This is a genomic window from Luteibacter sp. UNCMF331Sha3.1, from assembly GCF_900109915.1.
In the GTDB taxonomy this organism is placed as follows: Bacteria; Pseudomonadota; Gammaproteobacteria; order Xanthomonadales; family Rhodanobacteraceae; genus Luteibacter.
In genome coordinates this window covers 126,685-141,675 of sequence record NZ_FOBU01000004.1, presented here as the reverse complement: position 1 = coordinate 141,675, position 14,991 = coordinate 126,685, and the positions used below count along the sequence as shown (strand labels likewise).

14 protein-coding genes are annotated in these 14,991 nt (G+C 68.8%); 4 read left to right on the top strand and 10 right to left on the bottom strand.

The features are described 5' to 3' along the window. Window positions 1-2: 2 nt before the first annotated feature. From BMX32_RS17345 to BMX32_RS17335, 3 genes are all read right to left on the bottom strand, one after another. Complete coding sequence (locus BMX32_RS17345; protein ID WP_089981190.1) at window positions 3-1,022, bottom strand: DUF2333 family protein; 1,020 nt, start codon at window positions 1,020-1,022, stop codon at window positions 3-5. A 59-nt stretch (window positions 1,023-1,081) separates the two neighbouring features. Beyond that, window positions 1,082-1,648, bottom strand: coding sequence for a ferritin-like domain-containing protein (locus tag BMX32_RS17340; RefSeq protein ID WP_089981187.1), 567 nt, complete (start codon window positions 1,646-1,648; stop codon window positions 1,082-1,084). A 143-nt stretch (window positions 1,649-1,791) separates the two neighbouring features. Further along, window positions 1,792-2,457: a TetR/AcrR family transcriptional regulator gene (locus BMX32_RS17335; protein WP_089981185.1), complete on the bottom strand. Its 666-nt coding sequence runs from the start codon at window positions 2,455-2,457 to the stop codon at window positions 1,792-1,794. Window positions 2,458-2,818: 361 nt separating this feature from the next. On the opposite strand from BMX32_RS17335, the gene BMX32_RS17330 reads away from it, so the two are divergent. Next, the gene (locus BMX32_RS17330; protein ID WP_089981183.1) at window positions 2,819-3,478 is read left to right on the top strand and encodes a protein-L-isoaspartate O-methyltransferase family protein; all 660 of its coding nucleotides are present in this window, start codon (window positions 2,819-2,821) and stop codon (window positions 3,476-3,478) included. Window positions 3,479-3,512: 34 nt separating this feature from the next. After that, entirely contained in the window at window positions 3,513-4,889 is a 1,377-nt protein-coding gene (locus BMX32_RS17325) for a TolC family outer membrane protein (protein ID WP_089981180.1), read from the top strand. A 58-nt stretch (window positions 4,890-4,947) separates the two neighbouring features. Here the strand turns inward: BMX32_RS17325 and BMX32_RS17320 are convergent, their stop codons facing one another. Both BMX32_RS17320 and waaA read right to left on the bottom strand, forming a co-directional pair. After that, entirely contained in the window at window positions 4,948-6,000 is a 1,053-nt protein-coding gene (locus BMX32_RS17320; RefSeq protein WP_089981177.1) for a class I SAM-dependent methyltransferase, read from the bottom strand. 80 nt (window positions 6,001-6,080) lie between these two features. Continuing rightward, window positions 6,081-7,346, bottom strand: coding sequence for a lipid IV(A) 3-deoxy-D-manno-octulosonic acid transferase (gene waaA, locus BMX32_RS17315; protein WP_089981259.1), 1,266 nt, complete (start codon window positions 7,344-7,346; stop codon window positions 6,081-6,083). An 80-nt stretch (window positions 7,347-7,426) separates the two neighbouring features. Between waaA and lpxL the strand changes: the two genes are divergently transcribed. After that, complete coding sequence (gene lpxL / locus BMX32_RS17310) at window positions 7,427-8,344, top strand: LpxL/LpxP family Kdo(2)-lipid IV(A) lauroyl/palmitoleoyl acyltransferase (protein WP_089981175.1); 918 nt, start codon at window positions 7,427-7,429, stop codon at window positions 8,342-8,344. Between the two features lie 286 nt (window positions 8,345-8,630). Beyond that, entirely contained in the window at window positions 8,631-9,545 is a 915-nt protein-coding gene (locus BMX32_RS17305; RefSeq protein WP_089981173.1) for a VirK/YbjX family protein, read from the top strand. On the opposite strand, the gene BMX32_RS17300 is transcribed toward BMX32_RS17305, so the two are convergent. The 5 genes from BMX32_RS17300 to BMX32_RS17280 all read right to left on the bottom strand — a co-directional run bounded on the left by BMX32_RS17300 (window position 9,492) and on the right by BMX32_RS17280 (window position 14,968). Beyond that, window positions 9,492-10,286 carry a glycosyltransferase family 2 protein gene (locus BMX32_RS17300; protein WP_089981171.1) on the bottom strand — a complete coding sequence of 265 codons (795 nt, stop codon included), beginning with the start codon at window positions 10,284-10,286 and terminating at the stop codon, window positions 9,492-9,494. The genes BMX32_RS17305 and BMX32_RS17300 overlap by 54 nt on opposite strands. Further along, entirely contained in the window at window positions 10,276-11,556 is a 1,281-nt protein-coding gene (locus BMX32_RS17295; protein ID WP_089981168.1) for an O-antigen ligase family protein, read from the bottom strand. The genes BMX32_RS17300 and BMX32_RS17295 overlap by 11 nt, the downstream gene beginning before the upstream one ends. After that, window positions 11,553-12,692, bottom strand: coding sequence for a glycosyltransferase (locus tag BMX32_RS17290; RefSeq protein WP_089981165.1), 1,140 nt, complete (start codon window positions 12,690-12,692; stop codon window positions 11,553-11,555). The genes BMX32_RS17295 and BMX32_RS17290 overlap by 4 nt, the downstream gene beginning before the upstream one ends. Before the next feature lie 60 nt (window positions 12,693-12,752). Beyond that, window positions 12,753-12,959 carry a zinc-finger domain-containing protein gene (locus BMX32_RS17285; RefSeq protein WP_089981162.1) on the bottom strand — a complete coding sequence of 69 codons (207 nt, stop codon included), beginning with the start codon at window positions 12,957-12,959 and terminating at the stop codon, window positions 12,753-12,755. Between the two features lie 113 nt (window positions 12,960-13,072). Beyond that, complete coding sequence (locus tag BMX32_RS17280; protein WP_089981160.1) at window positions 13,073-14,968, bottom strand: S8 family serine peptidase; 1,896 nt, start codon at window positions 14,966-14,968, stop codon at window positions 13,073-13,075. Window positions 14,969-14,991 lie beyond the last annotated feature (23 nt).

Sequence of the window (14,991 nt, the reverse complement as noted above, 5' to 3'; positions counted from 1 at the left end):
CGTCAGCCCCGGCCCAGCAACCCGCGCAGGTCGATGATCGCCGCGTTCGCGCGCGAGATGTAGTTCGCCATCACCAGCGAGTGGTTCGCGAAGAAACCGAAGGGCGAGCCGTTGAGGACGACCGGGCTGCCGAGCGACTTCTGCGATTCCTCGAGTTCGCGGATCACCTGCTGCAGGCTCGCGTCGGCGTTCTTGCTACGCAGGATCGGCGCGAAGTCGTGGCGGATGGCTTTCAGCTGCTCCAGCAGCGTCCATGTGTAGCCGCGGGCTTCGTAGAAGTTGTCGTCGATCTTGTTCCAGGGCGTCTGCACGAAGACGGCCTTGGCGGGACCGGTATTCGCGCCGACATCGGCGTTCGGCGCGGCATCGACGCGCAACTGGCCGACGCTGGCGGAGAGTCGCTGCGAGAGCGAGCCCAGCCGTGCCGACACCGTCTGCAGGTAATCCGCCAGGTTGTCCGCACGCGCGTAGAAGTGCGCGTTGCCGTCTTCGGCGTCCGACAGGCGACCGAGGTATTTACCGAGGTCGTCGACGGCCTTGCCGTACTGCGATTCGGAGCTCGGCAGCAGCCAGCGATCGTTCGGGCTGTTGAGCAGCGGATCGGCCTCGCCCAGATCCTTGTCTTCCGTGGACTGCGTCTGCGAGCGGCTGAAGTCGTTACGCAGGGCGCGCGCGAGGTCGCGCGAGGCGATCAGGGAGCCGAATTCCCAGTTGGGGATGTTGTCCATGAACACGCCGGGCGGCAGGCGGTCGTTGCTGAGGTAGCCGCCGCGCTTGTCGAGCAGGGTGTCGACGGAGCGCATCAGGGTGTACGTGGTGACCGCGCCGGTGCTCATCGGGCGGTCGATGTCCTTCATGTGCGCCGTGGTGGCGGTCACCGGATCGAACTGCGGCGGCTCCTTGTCCCACCACCACATGAGGACCAGCACCAGCAGGATGAGGATCGCGAGCGGAAGCGCGACGGCGAGGCCGAGGGGCCTGCGCCGGCGCTTGACCGGCGGCGGGGTGACGGTCGCATTCATGAGGGTTTCCTTGTCGTCGTGAACGTGACCGGTAGCTTACCCGCCGCACGCTTAACGGGTCAGTGGGCGGAGGGGGCGTCGCCCTTCGCGCCGAGGTTTTCGAGAAGGGTGGCCATGTCCTCGGCGTGTTCTTCTTCCTGCGCCAGGATGTCTTCCATGATGCGTCGCGTGGTCGGGTCGTCGTCGCCGATGTACTGCACGATCTCGCGGTAGCTGTCGATGGCGATGCGCTCGGCGATCAGGTCTTCCTTGATCATGTCGACCAGCGTCGTGCCTTCGACGTAGTCGGCGTGGCTGCGCGAGAGCAGACCCTCCGGATTGAAGTTCGGCGTGCCGTCGAGCTGGGTGATGCGCTCCGCGATGCGGTCGGCGTGCTCCTGCTCTTCCCTGGCATGTTCAAGGAACTCCGACTTGACGCTCTGCGAGTGGATGCCCGGCGCCATGTAGTAGTGATACTTGTAGCGCAGCACGCAGACGATCTCGGTGGCGAGCGCCTCGTTGAGCAGCTTGATCACGGTCTCGCGATCGGCGCGGTAGCCGTCGGTCACGGCGCCGTTGTCGATGTGTTCGCGGGCACGACGGCGGATGTTCTCGATGTCGCTGACGAAGGGCTTCACGTTGGCCATTGCCTGTCTCCTTGCATGCGGGAGGTGGGTAGGGAATGGCGTGACGTTAGGGAGCCTTCTGGAAAGGCCGGGTGAAGACCCGCCCAAGCGGCATCGATTGCTTCGACAGGAAGGCGCGCCGCGGTACACGGCGCGCGTGGGCGTCAGACGCTGACGTTGCGCGGCGAGTACGCGCGCATGAACATGTCCACCGCCGCGAGGGCGTTGGCCTTGACCTCTTCACCGAACTGCACGGCACAGTCCTCGCAACCGAACAGGCGACGGATCAGCAGGTCGCCCTTGAGCAGGGCAAGGAACTGCGTGGTCGCGCGCGAGGCGTCGGGGATGTCGAGCTGGCCGCGCGAGGCGGCGCCTTCGAGCAGGCGCTGCACCAGCTTGTGCATGCGCACCGGGCCTTCTTCCCACACGAGCCGGCCGAAACGCGGATTGCCGCCCGACTGGCAGTCGGACAGGATCGCGCGGAACGTGCCGACGGATTCCGTATTGGTTTCCATGGCCGCGTGCCGGCTGGCGATGTTCGTCAGCGTGACGCGGATATCGGCGCCCTGGCTGAAGTCGAAAAGGTCGTCGGGCAGGCGCTCCTGCACGTGGGCGCGGATCACTTCGCGGAAAAGGTTGTCCTTGTCGCCGAAGTGGCTGTACACGGTGAGCTTGGACACGCCCGCGGACGCCGCGACGGCGTCCATGCTGGTGCCGGCGAAGCCGCCTTGGGTAAACAGCGCCTTGGCGGCCTCGAGAATGGCCGCGCGCTTTTCCATGTCCTTCGGACGGCCCGGGCCCTGGGCCTTGAGTTTCGGGCTGGCGTTCATGGCTACACCTTCACAAACAAAGATTATGACTTTATTATACGCAGCGGTTCAGTTATTTCCAGCACGTCGGGGTTGTCATCTCGCGAGCCGGAAAAACAAGAGCAACGCCGTCCTTCTACCTTAGAATGGTAAATGGGGACGCTCCGGCGGTTCCCCACGTCGCGCAGGGGCCTTCCGCAGCGACCGTTCAGGCGCCAGCGGCCGGTGGCCGGCATGGACCATGACTTCCGTCAGTCCAGTCCGGTGACTTCCGGCACTTCGCCCGGCGGCGGCGGCAAAGCAGCCTTGCGTCATTGGGAAAACGGGTCCTAACCGCTTATCCTTCCGAATCTTTTTGCAGCTTTCGTACGGAAAACCAACCATGGCGATGAATTTCGAGCAGGCCCGGCAGAACATGGTCGAGAACCAGGTCCGGCCCTGGGAAGTCCTCGACGCCGACGTCCTCGACACCCTGAAGGCCGTGCGTCGCGAGGATTTCGTCGCGCCGGCGCACCGTAATGTCGCGTTCGCCGACCTCACGCTGCCGATCGGCCATGGCGAAGTGATGATGAAGCCCGTGATCGAAGGCCGTGTGCTGCAGGCGCTTGCGCTGACCAAGGCCGACGACGTCCTCGAGATCGGCACCGGCACGGGTTACCTCACCGCCTGCCTCGCCCGCCTCGCCGGCAAGGTCACCAGCATCGACATGCACGCCGATTTCGTCGAGGCCGCGCGCCAGCGCCTTGTCGCCGCCGGCGTGACGAACGTCGCCCTGGACACCGCCGAGGCCGTCAACGGCTACACCCCGACGGGCGTTTTCGATGCCGTCGTGGTCACGGGCGCCGTGCATTCGGTACCCGAGAAGTTCGTGCGCTGGCTGAAGCCGGGCGGGCGCATGTTCGTCGTCCGCGGCGATTCGCCCGCGCAGACGGCGGTTCTCCTCACCCACGAGGGCGAGGGGCGCTACCGCGAGGAATCCCTGCTCGAAACGGACCTTCCGTACCTGGCGCATGCCGCGCCGGTGAAGCGCTTCGTGCTCTGACCCACCAGATCCCCATCACTCACGAGGCGAAACCATGCGTTTGAAGCTGCTTACTGTCGCGCTGGCACTGGCCGCGACGCCGTTCGCAAGCCACGCCGAAGATCTGCTCGACGCCTACCGTCAGGCGCGTGCGAACGATCCGACGCTGTCGCAGGCAGATTCGACGCGCCTGGCCACGGATGAAACCGTCGTGCAGACGCGCGCGCTGCTGTTGCCGCAGATCAATGCGCAGCTCAGCCTGAGCCAGACGGACGTCAACGGGCCGAACCGCAGCACGGGCACGGCCGCGGATGGCAGCACGGTCCTCGGGCCCGATCTCGGCCACACCCGTACGCGCCAGCAGACGGCGACCGTCAGCCAGAGCGTGCTCGACCTCAGCAAGTACGCCGACCTGAAGGCGGCGAAGTCGTCGTCCGAGGCGCAGGACGCCACATACGAGGCCGCGCTGCAGCAGCTGGCGACCCGCGTCGCCACGGCGTACTTCCAGGTGCTGACCAACGACGACGCCCTGACCTTCGCCAAGGCCAACGAACAGGCCCTCGCCCGCCAGCTCGAACAGGCCCAGCAGCGCTTCGACGTGGGCCTCTCGGCCATCACCGACGTGCAGGACGCCAAGGCCCAGCACGACACCGCCGTGGCCGCCGTGATCACCGCCGAGAACACCCTGGCCGATTCGCGCGAAGCCCTCACGCAGATCACCGGCAAGCCGGCCGACAACCTGAAGAAGCTGCGCGAGCAGCTGCCCATGGACGCGCCGGCACCGAACGACCCGAAGGCATGGGTGGCCGAAGCGGTGAAGAGCAACCCGCAGATCCTCGCCTCGCAGTACAACGTGGAGTCCGCCGAGCACAGCATCTCGTCGGCGCGCGCCGGCCATCTGCCGACCGTCGACGCCACGGCCACCTACGGCAAGAGCACGCAGTGGTACGAGAACAACGGCACCGGGGCGGCGAACGCGATCAACCGTCTCAACGGCAACGGCCGCGGCCAGACGACGGTGGGCGTCACGCTCAACGTGCCGATCTTCTCCGGCGGTGCCACGCAGTCGCGCGTGCGCCAGTCGATCTACCAGCGTGACGCCGCGCAGGACTCCCTGGAGGCGACGCGCCGCCAGGTCGTCCGCGACACGCTCAACTACTACCGCTCGGTCGTGGCCGGCATCAGCAAGGTCGAGGCCACCAAGGCCGCGGTCGAGTCGTCGGAGAGCGCGCGCGACGCCACGCAGGCCGGCTTCGAAGTCGGCACGCGTACCATCGTCGACGTGCTGATCGCCCAGCAGAACCTCACCCAGGCGCTGAGCGACTACTCGCAGTCCCGCCACCAGTTCATCCTCGACAAGCTGCTGCTCAAGCAGACGGCGGGCACGGTGGACGTGAAGGACCTCGAGGCGATCAACAGCCTGCTGCAGTAAGGCGAGTCGTCCGCGATACGATGCGAAAGCCCCGGGGAAACCCGGGGCTTTCGTCGTTTCAGGGCCGGGCTTCCAGCACGATGTTGAACGGCGACGCGGCCGCGCGACGGAAGCGCCGGAATCCCGCCGCGTCGACCACCACCTCGCGCAGGCGGGCCTCGCCGGCCTGCGCGCCCAGCGCAGGCCCCTGCCGGGCGAGCGACACGGGCACGCAGATCATCGACGACGCCGCGTAGTACACGCGCCCCACGGGATTGAGGTTGTCCGCGGTACGGTCGCCCGCGAAGGGCTCCACGATCATGCAGGTGCCGTCGTCCTTGAGCGCGGTGCGCGCGTGGCGTGCGGCGCCGGTGGGATCGCCCATGTCGTGAAGGCAGTCGAAGAACGCGATGAGGTCGAAATCGCGGCCTGCGTAGCCGGCGGCTTCCGCCTGTTCGAACGACACGTTGGTCACGCCGGCGGCGGCCGCGCGTTCGCGGGCGACCTCGATCGACGGTCCGTGGTAGTCGTACCCGGTGAAATGCGAGGCGGGGAACGCCTTCGCCATCAGGACGGTGCTGGCGCCGTGCCCGCAACCGATGTCGGCGACCCTGCCGCCCCGGGACAGTTTGTCGACCACGCCGTCGAGCGCGGGGAGCCATTCTCCGAGCAGATGCATGTGGTAGCCGCCACGGAAGAAGCGTTCCACGCCGTGGAACAGACAGGGATGATGGTCGCCCCACTCCATGCCCTCGCCGCTGCGGAAGTTGTCGCGCACGCGCGGATAGGTGTGAAAGAGCGCCAGCGCGATCTCGTACGCGCCCGCCAGATCGACGGGGCCGGCCGGATCCGCGAGGCACGCCGCCTGTTCGTCGTTGAGCCGGTAGGTGCCCGACGCCGCGTCGAAATCGACGTAACCGCCGGCCGCCTGGTTGCCGAGCCACTCCCGCACGTAACGCTCGCTGGTGCCGGTGCGCTCCGCGAGGGCGGCGGGTGTGAGGGATTCCTTCGCCAAAGCCTTGTACAGGCCGAGTTCGTCGCCGAGCACGACGAGCACCGCGCTGAACGCGGCGCCGAGGTCGCCGACGGCCTTGCCGAGAAAGGCGTTGAGTCGTTCTTCGTTGAGGGTCATGTGCGCGCTCCGTTACGAGAGGGCGACCCTGCCAACGGCAGCATAGCGCGATGGCCGGCGCCCGCAAGGGCGCCCGACCGTCATTCCTGGAGCAGGCGGTCGACCAGCTCCATCACCTTGCCCACCGAGCCGCGCTCGCTCTCGAACACCTGCCGCGCGGCGCTGCCCATGGCGGCGCGGCGTTCGGGATCCCGCAGCAGCGACAGCACCTCGGCGCCGAGGCCGGAGCCGTCGTCGACGCGCTGGCCGCCGCGCTCGTCGAGCAGCAGCTGGGTAATTTCCTCGAAGTTGTATGTGTAGGGACCGACCAGCACCGGCTTGCCGAAGGCCGCGGGCTCCAGCACGTTGTGGCCGCCGATCGAGACCAGGCTGCCGCCGACGAAGGCGACGTCGGCCGCCGCGAAGAAGCGCAGCAACTCGCCCATCGAGTCGATCACGAAGCACTGCGTGGCATGGCCGGGCAGCGTGTCGGTGCTGCGCGTGGCGACATTGAAGCCCAGGCTCCGGACGGAACTCTCCACCGCCTTGAAGCGCTCGGGATGGCGCGGGGCGATCAGCAACAGGGCGTCGGGCAAACGACGCAGCACCTCGAGGTGCGCCTCGAGCACGCACATCTCCTCGCCCTCGTGCGTGCTGGCGGCGATCCAGACCGGGCGGCCGGTGCCCCAGGCCTCGCGCATCGACGTGCCGGCTTCGAGCGCGGCGCGCGGTACCGGCATGTCGAACTTGAGGTTGCCGCAGACGGTGAGCTGGCTGGGCTCCGCGCCGAGCAGGCGGTAGCGCGCGGCGTCGGTGCGCGACTGCGCGGCGATGTGGCTCACGCAGCGCAGTGCGCGCTTCACCAGCGAGCTCATGCGCGCGTAGCCGCGCAGCGAGCGCTCGGAGAGGCGCGCGTTGGCGATCAGCAACGGGATGCCGTGGCGGCGGCACGCGAAATAGAGGTTCGGCCAGATCTCGGTTTCCACGATCACCGCCAGTCGCGGCCGTGTGCTGCGCAGGAAGCGCTTCACGGCGAACGGGAGGTCGTACGGGAGATAGACGCTGTGCACGGTGTCGCCGAACAGCTGGCGCACGCGCTCCGAGCCTGTCGGGGTCACGGTCGTCACGAGCATCGGGGCCTGCGGATAGGCCTCCATCAGGGCCTTCACGAGGGGCTCGGCGGCGTTCACCTCCCCCACCGATACCGCGTGCACCCACAGGCAGCCGTTGAGGCGGGGCTCGCGGAACCGGCCGAAACGCTCGCGCCAGCGCACGTGGTAGTCGCCGTAACGCATGCCGCGCGCCATCAGGCGGAGCATCACCAGCGGCGTGAACAGGTACATGGCGAGGTTGTAGAGCAGGCGCAGCAGCACGCGGATCCCTGGTATTGCCGATGACCGGGCAGTATAGCCGCCCCCATTCGCTACAATGCCCGGCCATGCCCGGAATGCCCCGCCCCCACCTGACCCGTACCCTGCTCATGCCCCGTCACTGGGCGGGCTGGCTCGGCGTCGCCGTGATCTGGCTGATCGCCCGCCTGCCCTTCCGGCTGCTGATGCGCCTGGGCCGGCTGGCTGGCCGGCTGGCGCTGCACCTGAATCCCGAACGGCGCCGCATCGCGGCGACCAACATCGCACTGTGTTTCCCCGAGCTCGACGCGGAGGCGCAGAAGGCGCTCGTCCGCGCGAACCTGTGCGACGTCGGCATGATGCTCTCGGAGTTCGCGCTGGGCTGGATGGGTTCGGACGAGGCCATCGCGAACGTCCCGGTCACGGTCGAGGGCCTCGAACACCTCGAGGCCGCGCGTGCCGCCGGCCGTGGCGTACTGCTCGTCGGTGGCCATTTCTCGCATCTCGAACTGTGCGCGCGGCTGGTATCGCAGCGCATCCGCATCGCCGGCATGTATCGCCGCATGGATTCCGACGTCTTCGAATTCGCGGTGCTGCGTTCGCGCCTGCACTACGCGAGTGCGATGTTCGAGAAGGACGATATCCGCGGCACGGTGAAATACCTGAAGAACGGCGGCACGCTCTGGTACGCGCCCGACCAGGACATGCGCAGCAAGGACAACGTGTTCGTGCCGTTCTTCGGCGTCCTCGCGGCGACGATCACCGCGACGCATCACCTCGCGCGTCTCTCGGGTGCGCTGGTCATCCCCTTCTATCATCGCCGCCTCCCGGGCGACGCCGGTTACGCGATGCGGCTGGGCGAGCCGATGGACGACTTCCCGAGCAAGGACGCCGCCCTCGACACCGCGCGCGTCAACGCACAGATCGAACAGATGGTGCGCGAAGCGCCCGAGCAGTACCTCTGGGTACACAAGCGCTTCAAGACGCGACCACCGGGCGAACCGAAGATCTACTGAGGGGTGCCGGCAGCGGGACCGGCGGGCGAATGGCGAGCACCCATCGCGGCCGAGGCCGCTCCCACACGAGCCTTCATCGCTCGACGATTGTCGGTCGCGCACGAGGCCACTCCCACACTTACCTTGCATCGCTCGGCTGGCAGCAGACGCGGCCGGGGCGCTTCCGTACGAGTCTTTCGCTCGGCTTTCCTGTCCTGAAACGAATGTCGAACGGCCGTGCGCAGGCGAAAGGCACGCGAAAAATCGTCTGGGTAAAACGGATGCTCCATCACACGGACCGTTCGTCATGTCGTCGATTCTTCGTTTCGCACGTTCGCTGCGTAACCGCACCGGGTGGCATAGCAAACGGTCGCATGCCATCGGTGCCGTGCTCACCTATGTGGGACGGAGCGTCGCGCGGTGGCGCGAGCACGATGCGTGGCTGGCGTTTCTCGAGTCGTCGCCGATGGCGGGCATCACGTCCATCGATCATGTGCTGATCGAGCGCTACCAGCATCGCTACATCAACAAGGCATGGAGCCGCGAGCAGCGTCTGGCGGCCGTGCGCGATCACTACGCCTTCGCGCTTGCCCGCTTCCCGCGCCCGTTCTTCCACACGCTGTATCGCGAACGCAAGGTCGTCGCGGGACAGATCGATCTGCGCGACGGCGGTAAACTGTCGCTCATCGTGAAGGCGCCGATGCGCCGCAGTCGCGAAGGCGAACTGAGCCTTTCGCTGACCGACGCATCGGGCCTGCAGATCTCCTACGCGACGATTTCGTTCGTCGACGGTGGCCGCACCCTCGTGATCGGTTGCCTGCAGGGCGCCGCGAACAACGCCGGGCGCGACGTCGTGCGCGAGCTGACGCGCCAGTGCCACGGCCTGCGCCCGAAGAACCTGCTGCTGTCGATGATCCGCGCGCTGGCCGAGGCCTTCGACGTGGAGCGCGTGCTCGGTATCGGCAACGCGCGCCATGTGTTCGCCGGCATCCCGGACAAGGTCAAGGCCGACTACGACGCGTTCTGGCTCGAAGCCGACGGCGTGGCCGGCGAGGATGGCTTCTTCGTGCTGCCGCCGCGCGAGCCGGTTCGCAACGCGATGGACGTGGAGAGCAAACGCCGCAGTGAATTCAGACGCCGCGAGGCGCTGCGTCATGAGGCCTGCGAGTTACTTCTCTCGGCGTTCGGTGTCGAGCGGCCGGCCCTCGCGCTGGCCGCCTGAGCGGCGCAGTTCGTAGAGCTTGGCGTATTTGAGGAAGGCATAGAACGCATGGACACGGGCGGCGACGAAACCCGCCCAACCGGCGCGCCAGTGCCCGCGCCAGAAGTAGTACCGGGCGAACGCCACCGTCGGATACATGACCATGCGCGTGCGCAGAAAGGCCGGGGTGCGCGCATGCCTGTCGCGCACCTGCAGCGAGGAATACGCGTTCGCCTTGGCGACACGGCCTTCGATGTCGCGCTCGCCATAGTGATCGATCACCACGTCGAGACGGCCGACCGGCCCGTCGACCACGACGCTCTCGTGCACTTCGTGCCCGCTCATGCGCGCCCGCGTGCGATCGAACAGGCGCACGTAGTGGTTCATGCGGGCACGATCCGCCTGCCAGCGCCAGAACACCCACTCCCGTCGCAGCAGCACGAAACCCGCGACCGTCGGTGCGGTGAGTGCCGCCTCGATGCGCGCGGCGGCGGCGGCCGGCAGCGATTCGTCGGAGTCGAGCAGCAGCACCCAGCGATGACGCGCCAGGTCGATCGCGGCCTGCTTCTGCGCGCTGTAGCCGGCGAAGGGCCGCACCTCCACTCGCGCGCCATGCGAGGCGGCGATGTCGTGCGTCGCGTCCGTCGAGCCAGAATCGAGCACGACGACGTCGTCGGCGAACGCGACCGAGGCGAGGCACGCGCCGATCGTGTCGGCATTGTTGAACGTCGTGAAGACGACCGAGAGCGGTTCAGCGCGCACGGACCGGCGTCTCGTCCGGGAGATCGGCGTATAGCGCCGCGCACCACACCGCGACGAGCCAGGAGGCGAGCAGGCCCCACCACGCGGCATAGAACGCCATGTGCGTGTTCAGCGGGAAGAGGATCGCCACCAGCGCGACGGTGGCCGGGAACGCACGATCGCGCGCGACCGCGCCGGCCTTCCACCACGTGCGGATGGCCAGCACCGTCGCCGCCAGCCAGGCCAGCAGACCGAGCGTGCCGGTTTCGGTCGCCACCTCGAGCAGCACCTGGTGCGCGTGACACGCCCCTTCGCCGTCGCCGCACTTCTCCACAGTGAGGAAATGGTCGCCGGGCGCCGCATACGTCGGGTACGCCACGCGGAAACCGCGCACGCCCACCCCGTTGACGGGGTGGCCTGCGTACATGCGAAGGCCCGTCACCCAGATGTCGAGACGCCCGGTCAGCGCGGTGTCGAGGCCCGCCGGGGTACCCGACAGGGCCGGGATGGTATGCGCGACGCGATCGCGGAAACGCGGCGACACCTGCCACGCGAGCGCGCCGGCCAGCGCGACCACGCCGCCCGCGACGAGGCCCGCGATGGCGAAGCGGCGCAACGAACCGGCCTCGCGCCAGAGGAACCCGATGGCCACGAGGCCGTAACAGAGCCACGACGCGCGCGAGCCCGAGAGGAGCACGGGACCGAGCGCGAGAAGGAACGCGATGACGAGGCCGCGACGGCCCCAGCGCTCGCGCGCGGACCAGAGCAGGAACGGCGCCAGCGCGGACAGCGCGGGACCGAGCTTCAGGTTGGTCGCCCCGAAGATGCCTGACAGGCGCTCGGGATGCGACGCTCCGGCGAGCCCGTAGCCCGTCAACGCCTGCACCCACGCGTCGGCCACCCACACCGCGACGACGACCCCGGTAGCGAGATACAGCGCGCGCACCTTTCCCGGTCGCCGCATGGCGAAGCTCGTATAGATGCCGAGCGGAGCGAAGCGCAGGATGCCGGCGACGGTGCCCCAGCTCTTGCCCGGCGCGACGGCGTCGACGGCCGAGACCAGCGCCGCGAGCGCGTAGGCGGCGAACAGCGCGAGGAACAGCTTCGCGCCCTCGTGGTGCCGGATCGCGTGCGGCTCGCGCACCAGCAAAAGGATGGTGCCGACCAGCGCGAGGAACACGCCGAGCTCCGCGCTGCGACCGAAGGGCAGCAATGCCGGCACCAGCCACACGGGCAGCAGGGGCGACGCCAGGCCTGCGCGGATCGACGCGCCGGGACGAAAGCCACTCACGCGGCGGAAGCCCCCGACACCACGTCCGCGTAGATCGCGAGTGTCGCGGACTGCATGTCGACGAGCCGGTAGCTGCGCGGCGGCGGAATGGATGGCGCGAAGCGAAGCAGTTCGGCGGCGCGTTCGACGAGTTTCTCGCGGTCGCCCAGCGGTACGCGACCGGCGGGATAGAGTTCCGCCAGCAGCTCGCCGACACCGCCGTGCGCGTAACCCATCACCGGGCGGCACAGCGCCAGCGCTTCCACGACGGTGCGCCCGAACGACTCCGGGCGTACCGAGAGCTGCAGCACGAGATCGGACATCGCGTAGACGTCGCGCACGTCCGAGCGCGTCGGCGAGATCACGACCTTGTCGTCGAGGCCGCGGTTATGGATGAGCGAGCGCAGTTCGGCGACGTACGCCTCGCGGCCCGGCTCGTCGGCGCCCAGCAGCAGGAGGCGGACGTCGATGGCGCGTTGCGCGAGGTCGGCAACGAGCTCGATCGCATCGGCGTGGCCCTTCAGCCGCGTGCCACGACCGGGCAGCGTGAGCAGCGGCGCGCCGGCCAGCTGCGGGTATTGCTCGAAGAAGGCGCGCTGCCAGGTGTCGTCGGGCCGGTAGCCGTACGGGAAGGCGTCGGTGTCGATGCCGCGGGGCACGACGGCGATGCGCGACGCCTCGATGTCGTTCGGGTAGTGGCGCAGCACGTAGTCGCGCAGGGTTTGCGAGACGACGATCACGCGCTCGCCGCGCAGCAGGATCGCGCTGTAGCGACCCGGACTGTTCAGCCCGTGCACGGTCGTGACGAAATGCGGCCGCGGCTTCACGCCGCGCATGGCCCACCAGCCGACCCACGCCGGCAGGCGCGACCGGGCATGCACGATGTCGGGCTTCAGCTCGCGCAGGATGCGGCGCAGCTTGCCCACGGTGAACAGCGTGCCCAGCGACTTGCGCCCGATGGGCAACACGATGTGGCGACTGCCTTCGGCTTCGAGCTGCTCCACCATCCGTCCGCCGGCCGAGACGACGATCGACGTGTGACCCGCCTGGACGAGGGCCCGCGCGATTTCCAGGGTCGAACGCTCGGCGCCACCCGCATGCAGGGAGGGGATGAGTTGTACGACGGTCATCGTCCGGGACGGGGAGACGGTGGCCATGAGCGATCCGGATGGGGTGGGTGACGCGGGCGAAGCAGGAACCGTGCCCGCGTGGGTCGATCAGTCTTTCAGGACGTAGTTCGCGCCGCAATAGGAGCACTTGGACGTACCGCCCTCGTCTTCGATGGGCAGGTAGACCCTCGGGTGCGAATTCCACAGGTACATGCCCGGCATGGGGCACGACAGCGGAAGGTCGGCACGCGTCACTTCGTAACGATTTTCGGCGTTCGCCGGGATCAGCGGCGCAGCCGCGGGATTGGGGCGCATGGGAAAACTCCGGCGATGCGGTGGATCCGGGGACAAGTAAGGGATGTTAGCAGGAACGCTGAGCCAGGCGACGCGCCGGGGCGCCGCCTGGCTGGGGCTGGCATCGGTTTTCGTCAGGGCGCGACGTACGTCGCCAGCACATTCACGTTCGCGAAGTCCTTGACCGCGGTGAGGCGCACGTACCACGTGCCTGCCGCCGGACGCGCCACCGCGACGCTTTCGGCGTTGCCCGGATGGACCGAGCGCAGATCGGCGTCGGAACCGTCCGCGGCGGGCACGTCCGTCGCCTTGACGAAGAGCGACGCGTCGCCCGTGCCGCCCACGCTGCGGATCACGAGGTTGCGGGCTCCCGCGGGCACCTCGATCGCGAAGACGGACGAGCCGCCCGCCGCGCGCTGTTGCGGTGCCGAGAGACGGCCCTGCACCAGTGGCACGACCTGCGGCGGCAGCACGACGCCCGACGCGGCCGCGACGGCGCCCTGCGCGTCGAGGATGCCGCTGCCCACCGAGCGGTCGGGCGTGAGCGGGAACGGGCGGCTGCTCGCGGTGAGCAGGGTCTTCACCTGCGCCGGCGTCGGCACCGGGCGTCCGGCCTTGGCCGCCGCGTCGAGCATCAGCGCGACGGTGGCGCTGACGTGCGGCGTGGCCTGCGAGGTGCCGGCCATGCCGGCATACGTCGAGCCGCCGTCGGCGACCGCGACCGGGGTGGTCGTGCCGGCGTTGTACGCCGCCCAGATGAAGCCCAGCGGCACGGCTTGCTGGCCGCTCGACGCGTCGTTGGTGAAGACGCCGCCGCCGGGCGCCGCCAGCGTCACCGCGGTGCCGTAGTTGGAATAGAACGCGCGACGCCCGGTCACGCCGGTGGCCGCGACCGTCACCACGCCCGGGCAGCTCGCCGGCGTATAGAGAGACGCGTCGTCGCTCGTGTTGCCGGCGGCCACGACCACGGTCGCGCCACGGCCGAGCGCGGCGGCCACCGCATCGGACGTCACGCTGTCGGACAGGCAGCTACCGCCACCGCCGAGGCTCAGGTTGATGACCTGCGCCGGGTGCGTGTTCTCGGGCACGCCGTCCACATGTCCGCCCGCGGCCCAGACGATGGCGTCGGCGATGTCGGACGTGTAGCCGCCGCAGTGACCGAGCGCGCGGACCGGGAGCACCTTCGCCCCCGGCGCCGCGCCTGCCAGACCGAGGCCATTGTTGGTGCGCTCCGCGACGACGCCTGCCACGTTGGTGCCGTGCCAGCTGCTGGATTCCGGCGGGCGCGAACCATCGGTGCATTCGCTGAGCCACGGCTCGGCGTCGGTCCAGTCGCCAAGATCCCAGCCGCCCGGCACGCGGCCGTCGGTGTCGCGCCCGGACACGAACGCGTCGTCGATGAAGTCGTAGCCGGCATCGGCGAGGGAGGTGTCCAGATCGTCGTGGGCGGTGATGCCGGTATCGATGACCGCCACCGTGACGCCCGAGCCGTCCACGGTCGGGAACAGGTTCCACAGGCCCGGCAGGTTCACGCCGCCGGTCGGGTCCGCGAAGTTCCACTGCGCGTAGAGGTAATCCGGATCGTCCGGCGGCGCCGCGTCGGTGGCACGCATGTCGCGCACCGGATGCAGCAGCACGTCGGGCTCGACGTGCGCCACCGCGGGATCCGCGGCGAGGGTCTTCATCAGCGCCGCGGCGTCCGCGGCGCCGAGCTTGCGCGAAAGACGGAACACCGTGCCGTCGACGGCGAGGCGACGGACCGCGGTGGCGCTGGCCGGCGTGGCGGCACGCGCCCCGGTCGACGCGTTGCGCGACAGCGCGGCCGCGAACGCCTGCGTCGCCACGGCGGTGTCGATGCGCTCGTGGCTGTCCTGACGGAAGCGGACGATGAAGCGGTCGTAGCGGAGGCCGTCGCGCAGGCCGCCCGTGGCGACCTTCGCATCCGTCGTCGCGGGCGCGGCGGCGGCGGGAATCGCCGTGAGCAGGGCGAGCGCGAGCGCGCCCATCGAGAGAAAGCGTGTGGTCTTCATGGAGGATGTCCTTGGTGGGAAGC

Excerpts from the sequence above, each read along its gene's own strand:
- BMX32_RS17345 (WP_089981190.1), bottom strand. The coding sequence starts at position 1,022 with ATGAATGCGACCGTCACCCCGCCGCCGGTCAAGCGCCGGCGCAGGCCC.
- BMX32_RS17340 (WP_089981187.1), bottom strand. The coding sequence starts at position 1,648 with ATGGCCAACGTGAAGCCCTTCGTCAGCGACATCGAGAACATCCGCCGT.
- BMX32_RS17335 (WP_089981185.1), bottom strand. The coding sequence starts at position 2,457 with ATGAACGCCAGCCCGAAACTCAAGGCCCAGGGCCCGGGCCGTCCGAAG.
- BMX32_RS17330 (WP_089981183.1), top strand. The coding sequence starts at position 2,819 with ATGGCGATGAATTTCGAGCAGGCCCGGCAGAACATGGTCGAGAACCAG.
- BMX32_RS17325 (WP_089981180.1), top strand. The coding sequence starts at position 3,513 with ATGCGTTTGAAGCTGCTTACTGTCGCGCTGGCACTGGCCGCGACGCCG.
- BMX32_RS17320 (WP_089981177.1), bottom strand. The coding sequence starts at position 6,000 with ATGACCCTCAACGAAGAACGACTCAACGCCTTTCTCGGCAAGGCCGTC.
- lpxL (WP_089981175.1), top strand. The coding sequence starts at position 7,427 with ATGCCCCGCCCCCACCTGACCCGTACCCTGCTCATGCCCCGTCACTGG.
- BMX32_RS17305 (WP_089981173.1), top strand. The coding sequence starts at position 8,631 with ATGTCGTCGATTCTTCGTTTCGCACGTTCGCTGCGTAACCGCACCGGG.
- BMX32_RS17290 (WP_089981165.1), bottom strand. The coding sequence starts at position 12,692 with ATGGCCACCGTCTCCCCGTCCCGGACGATGACCGTCGTACAACTCATC.
- BMX32_RS17285 (WP_089981162.1), bottom strand. The coding sequence starts at position 12,959 with ATGCGCCCCAATCCCGCGGCTGCGCCGCTGATCCCGGCGAACGCCGAA.
- BMX32_RS17280 (WP_089981160.1), bottom strand. The coding sequence starts at position 14,968 with ATGAAGACCACACGCTTTCTCTCGATGGGCGCGCTCGCGCTCGCCCTG.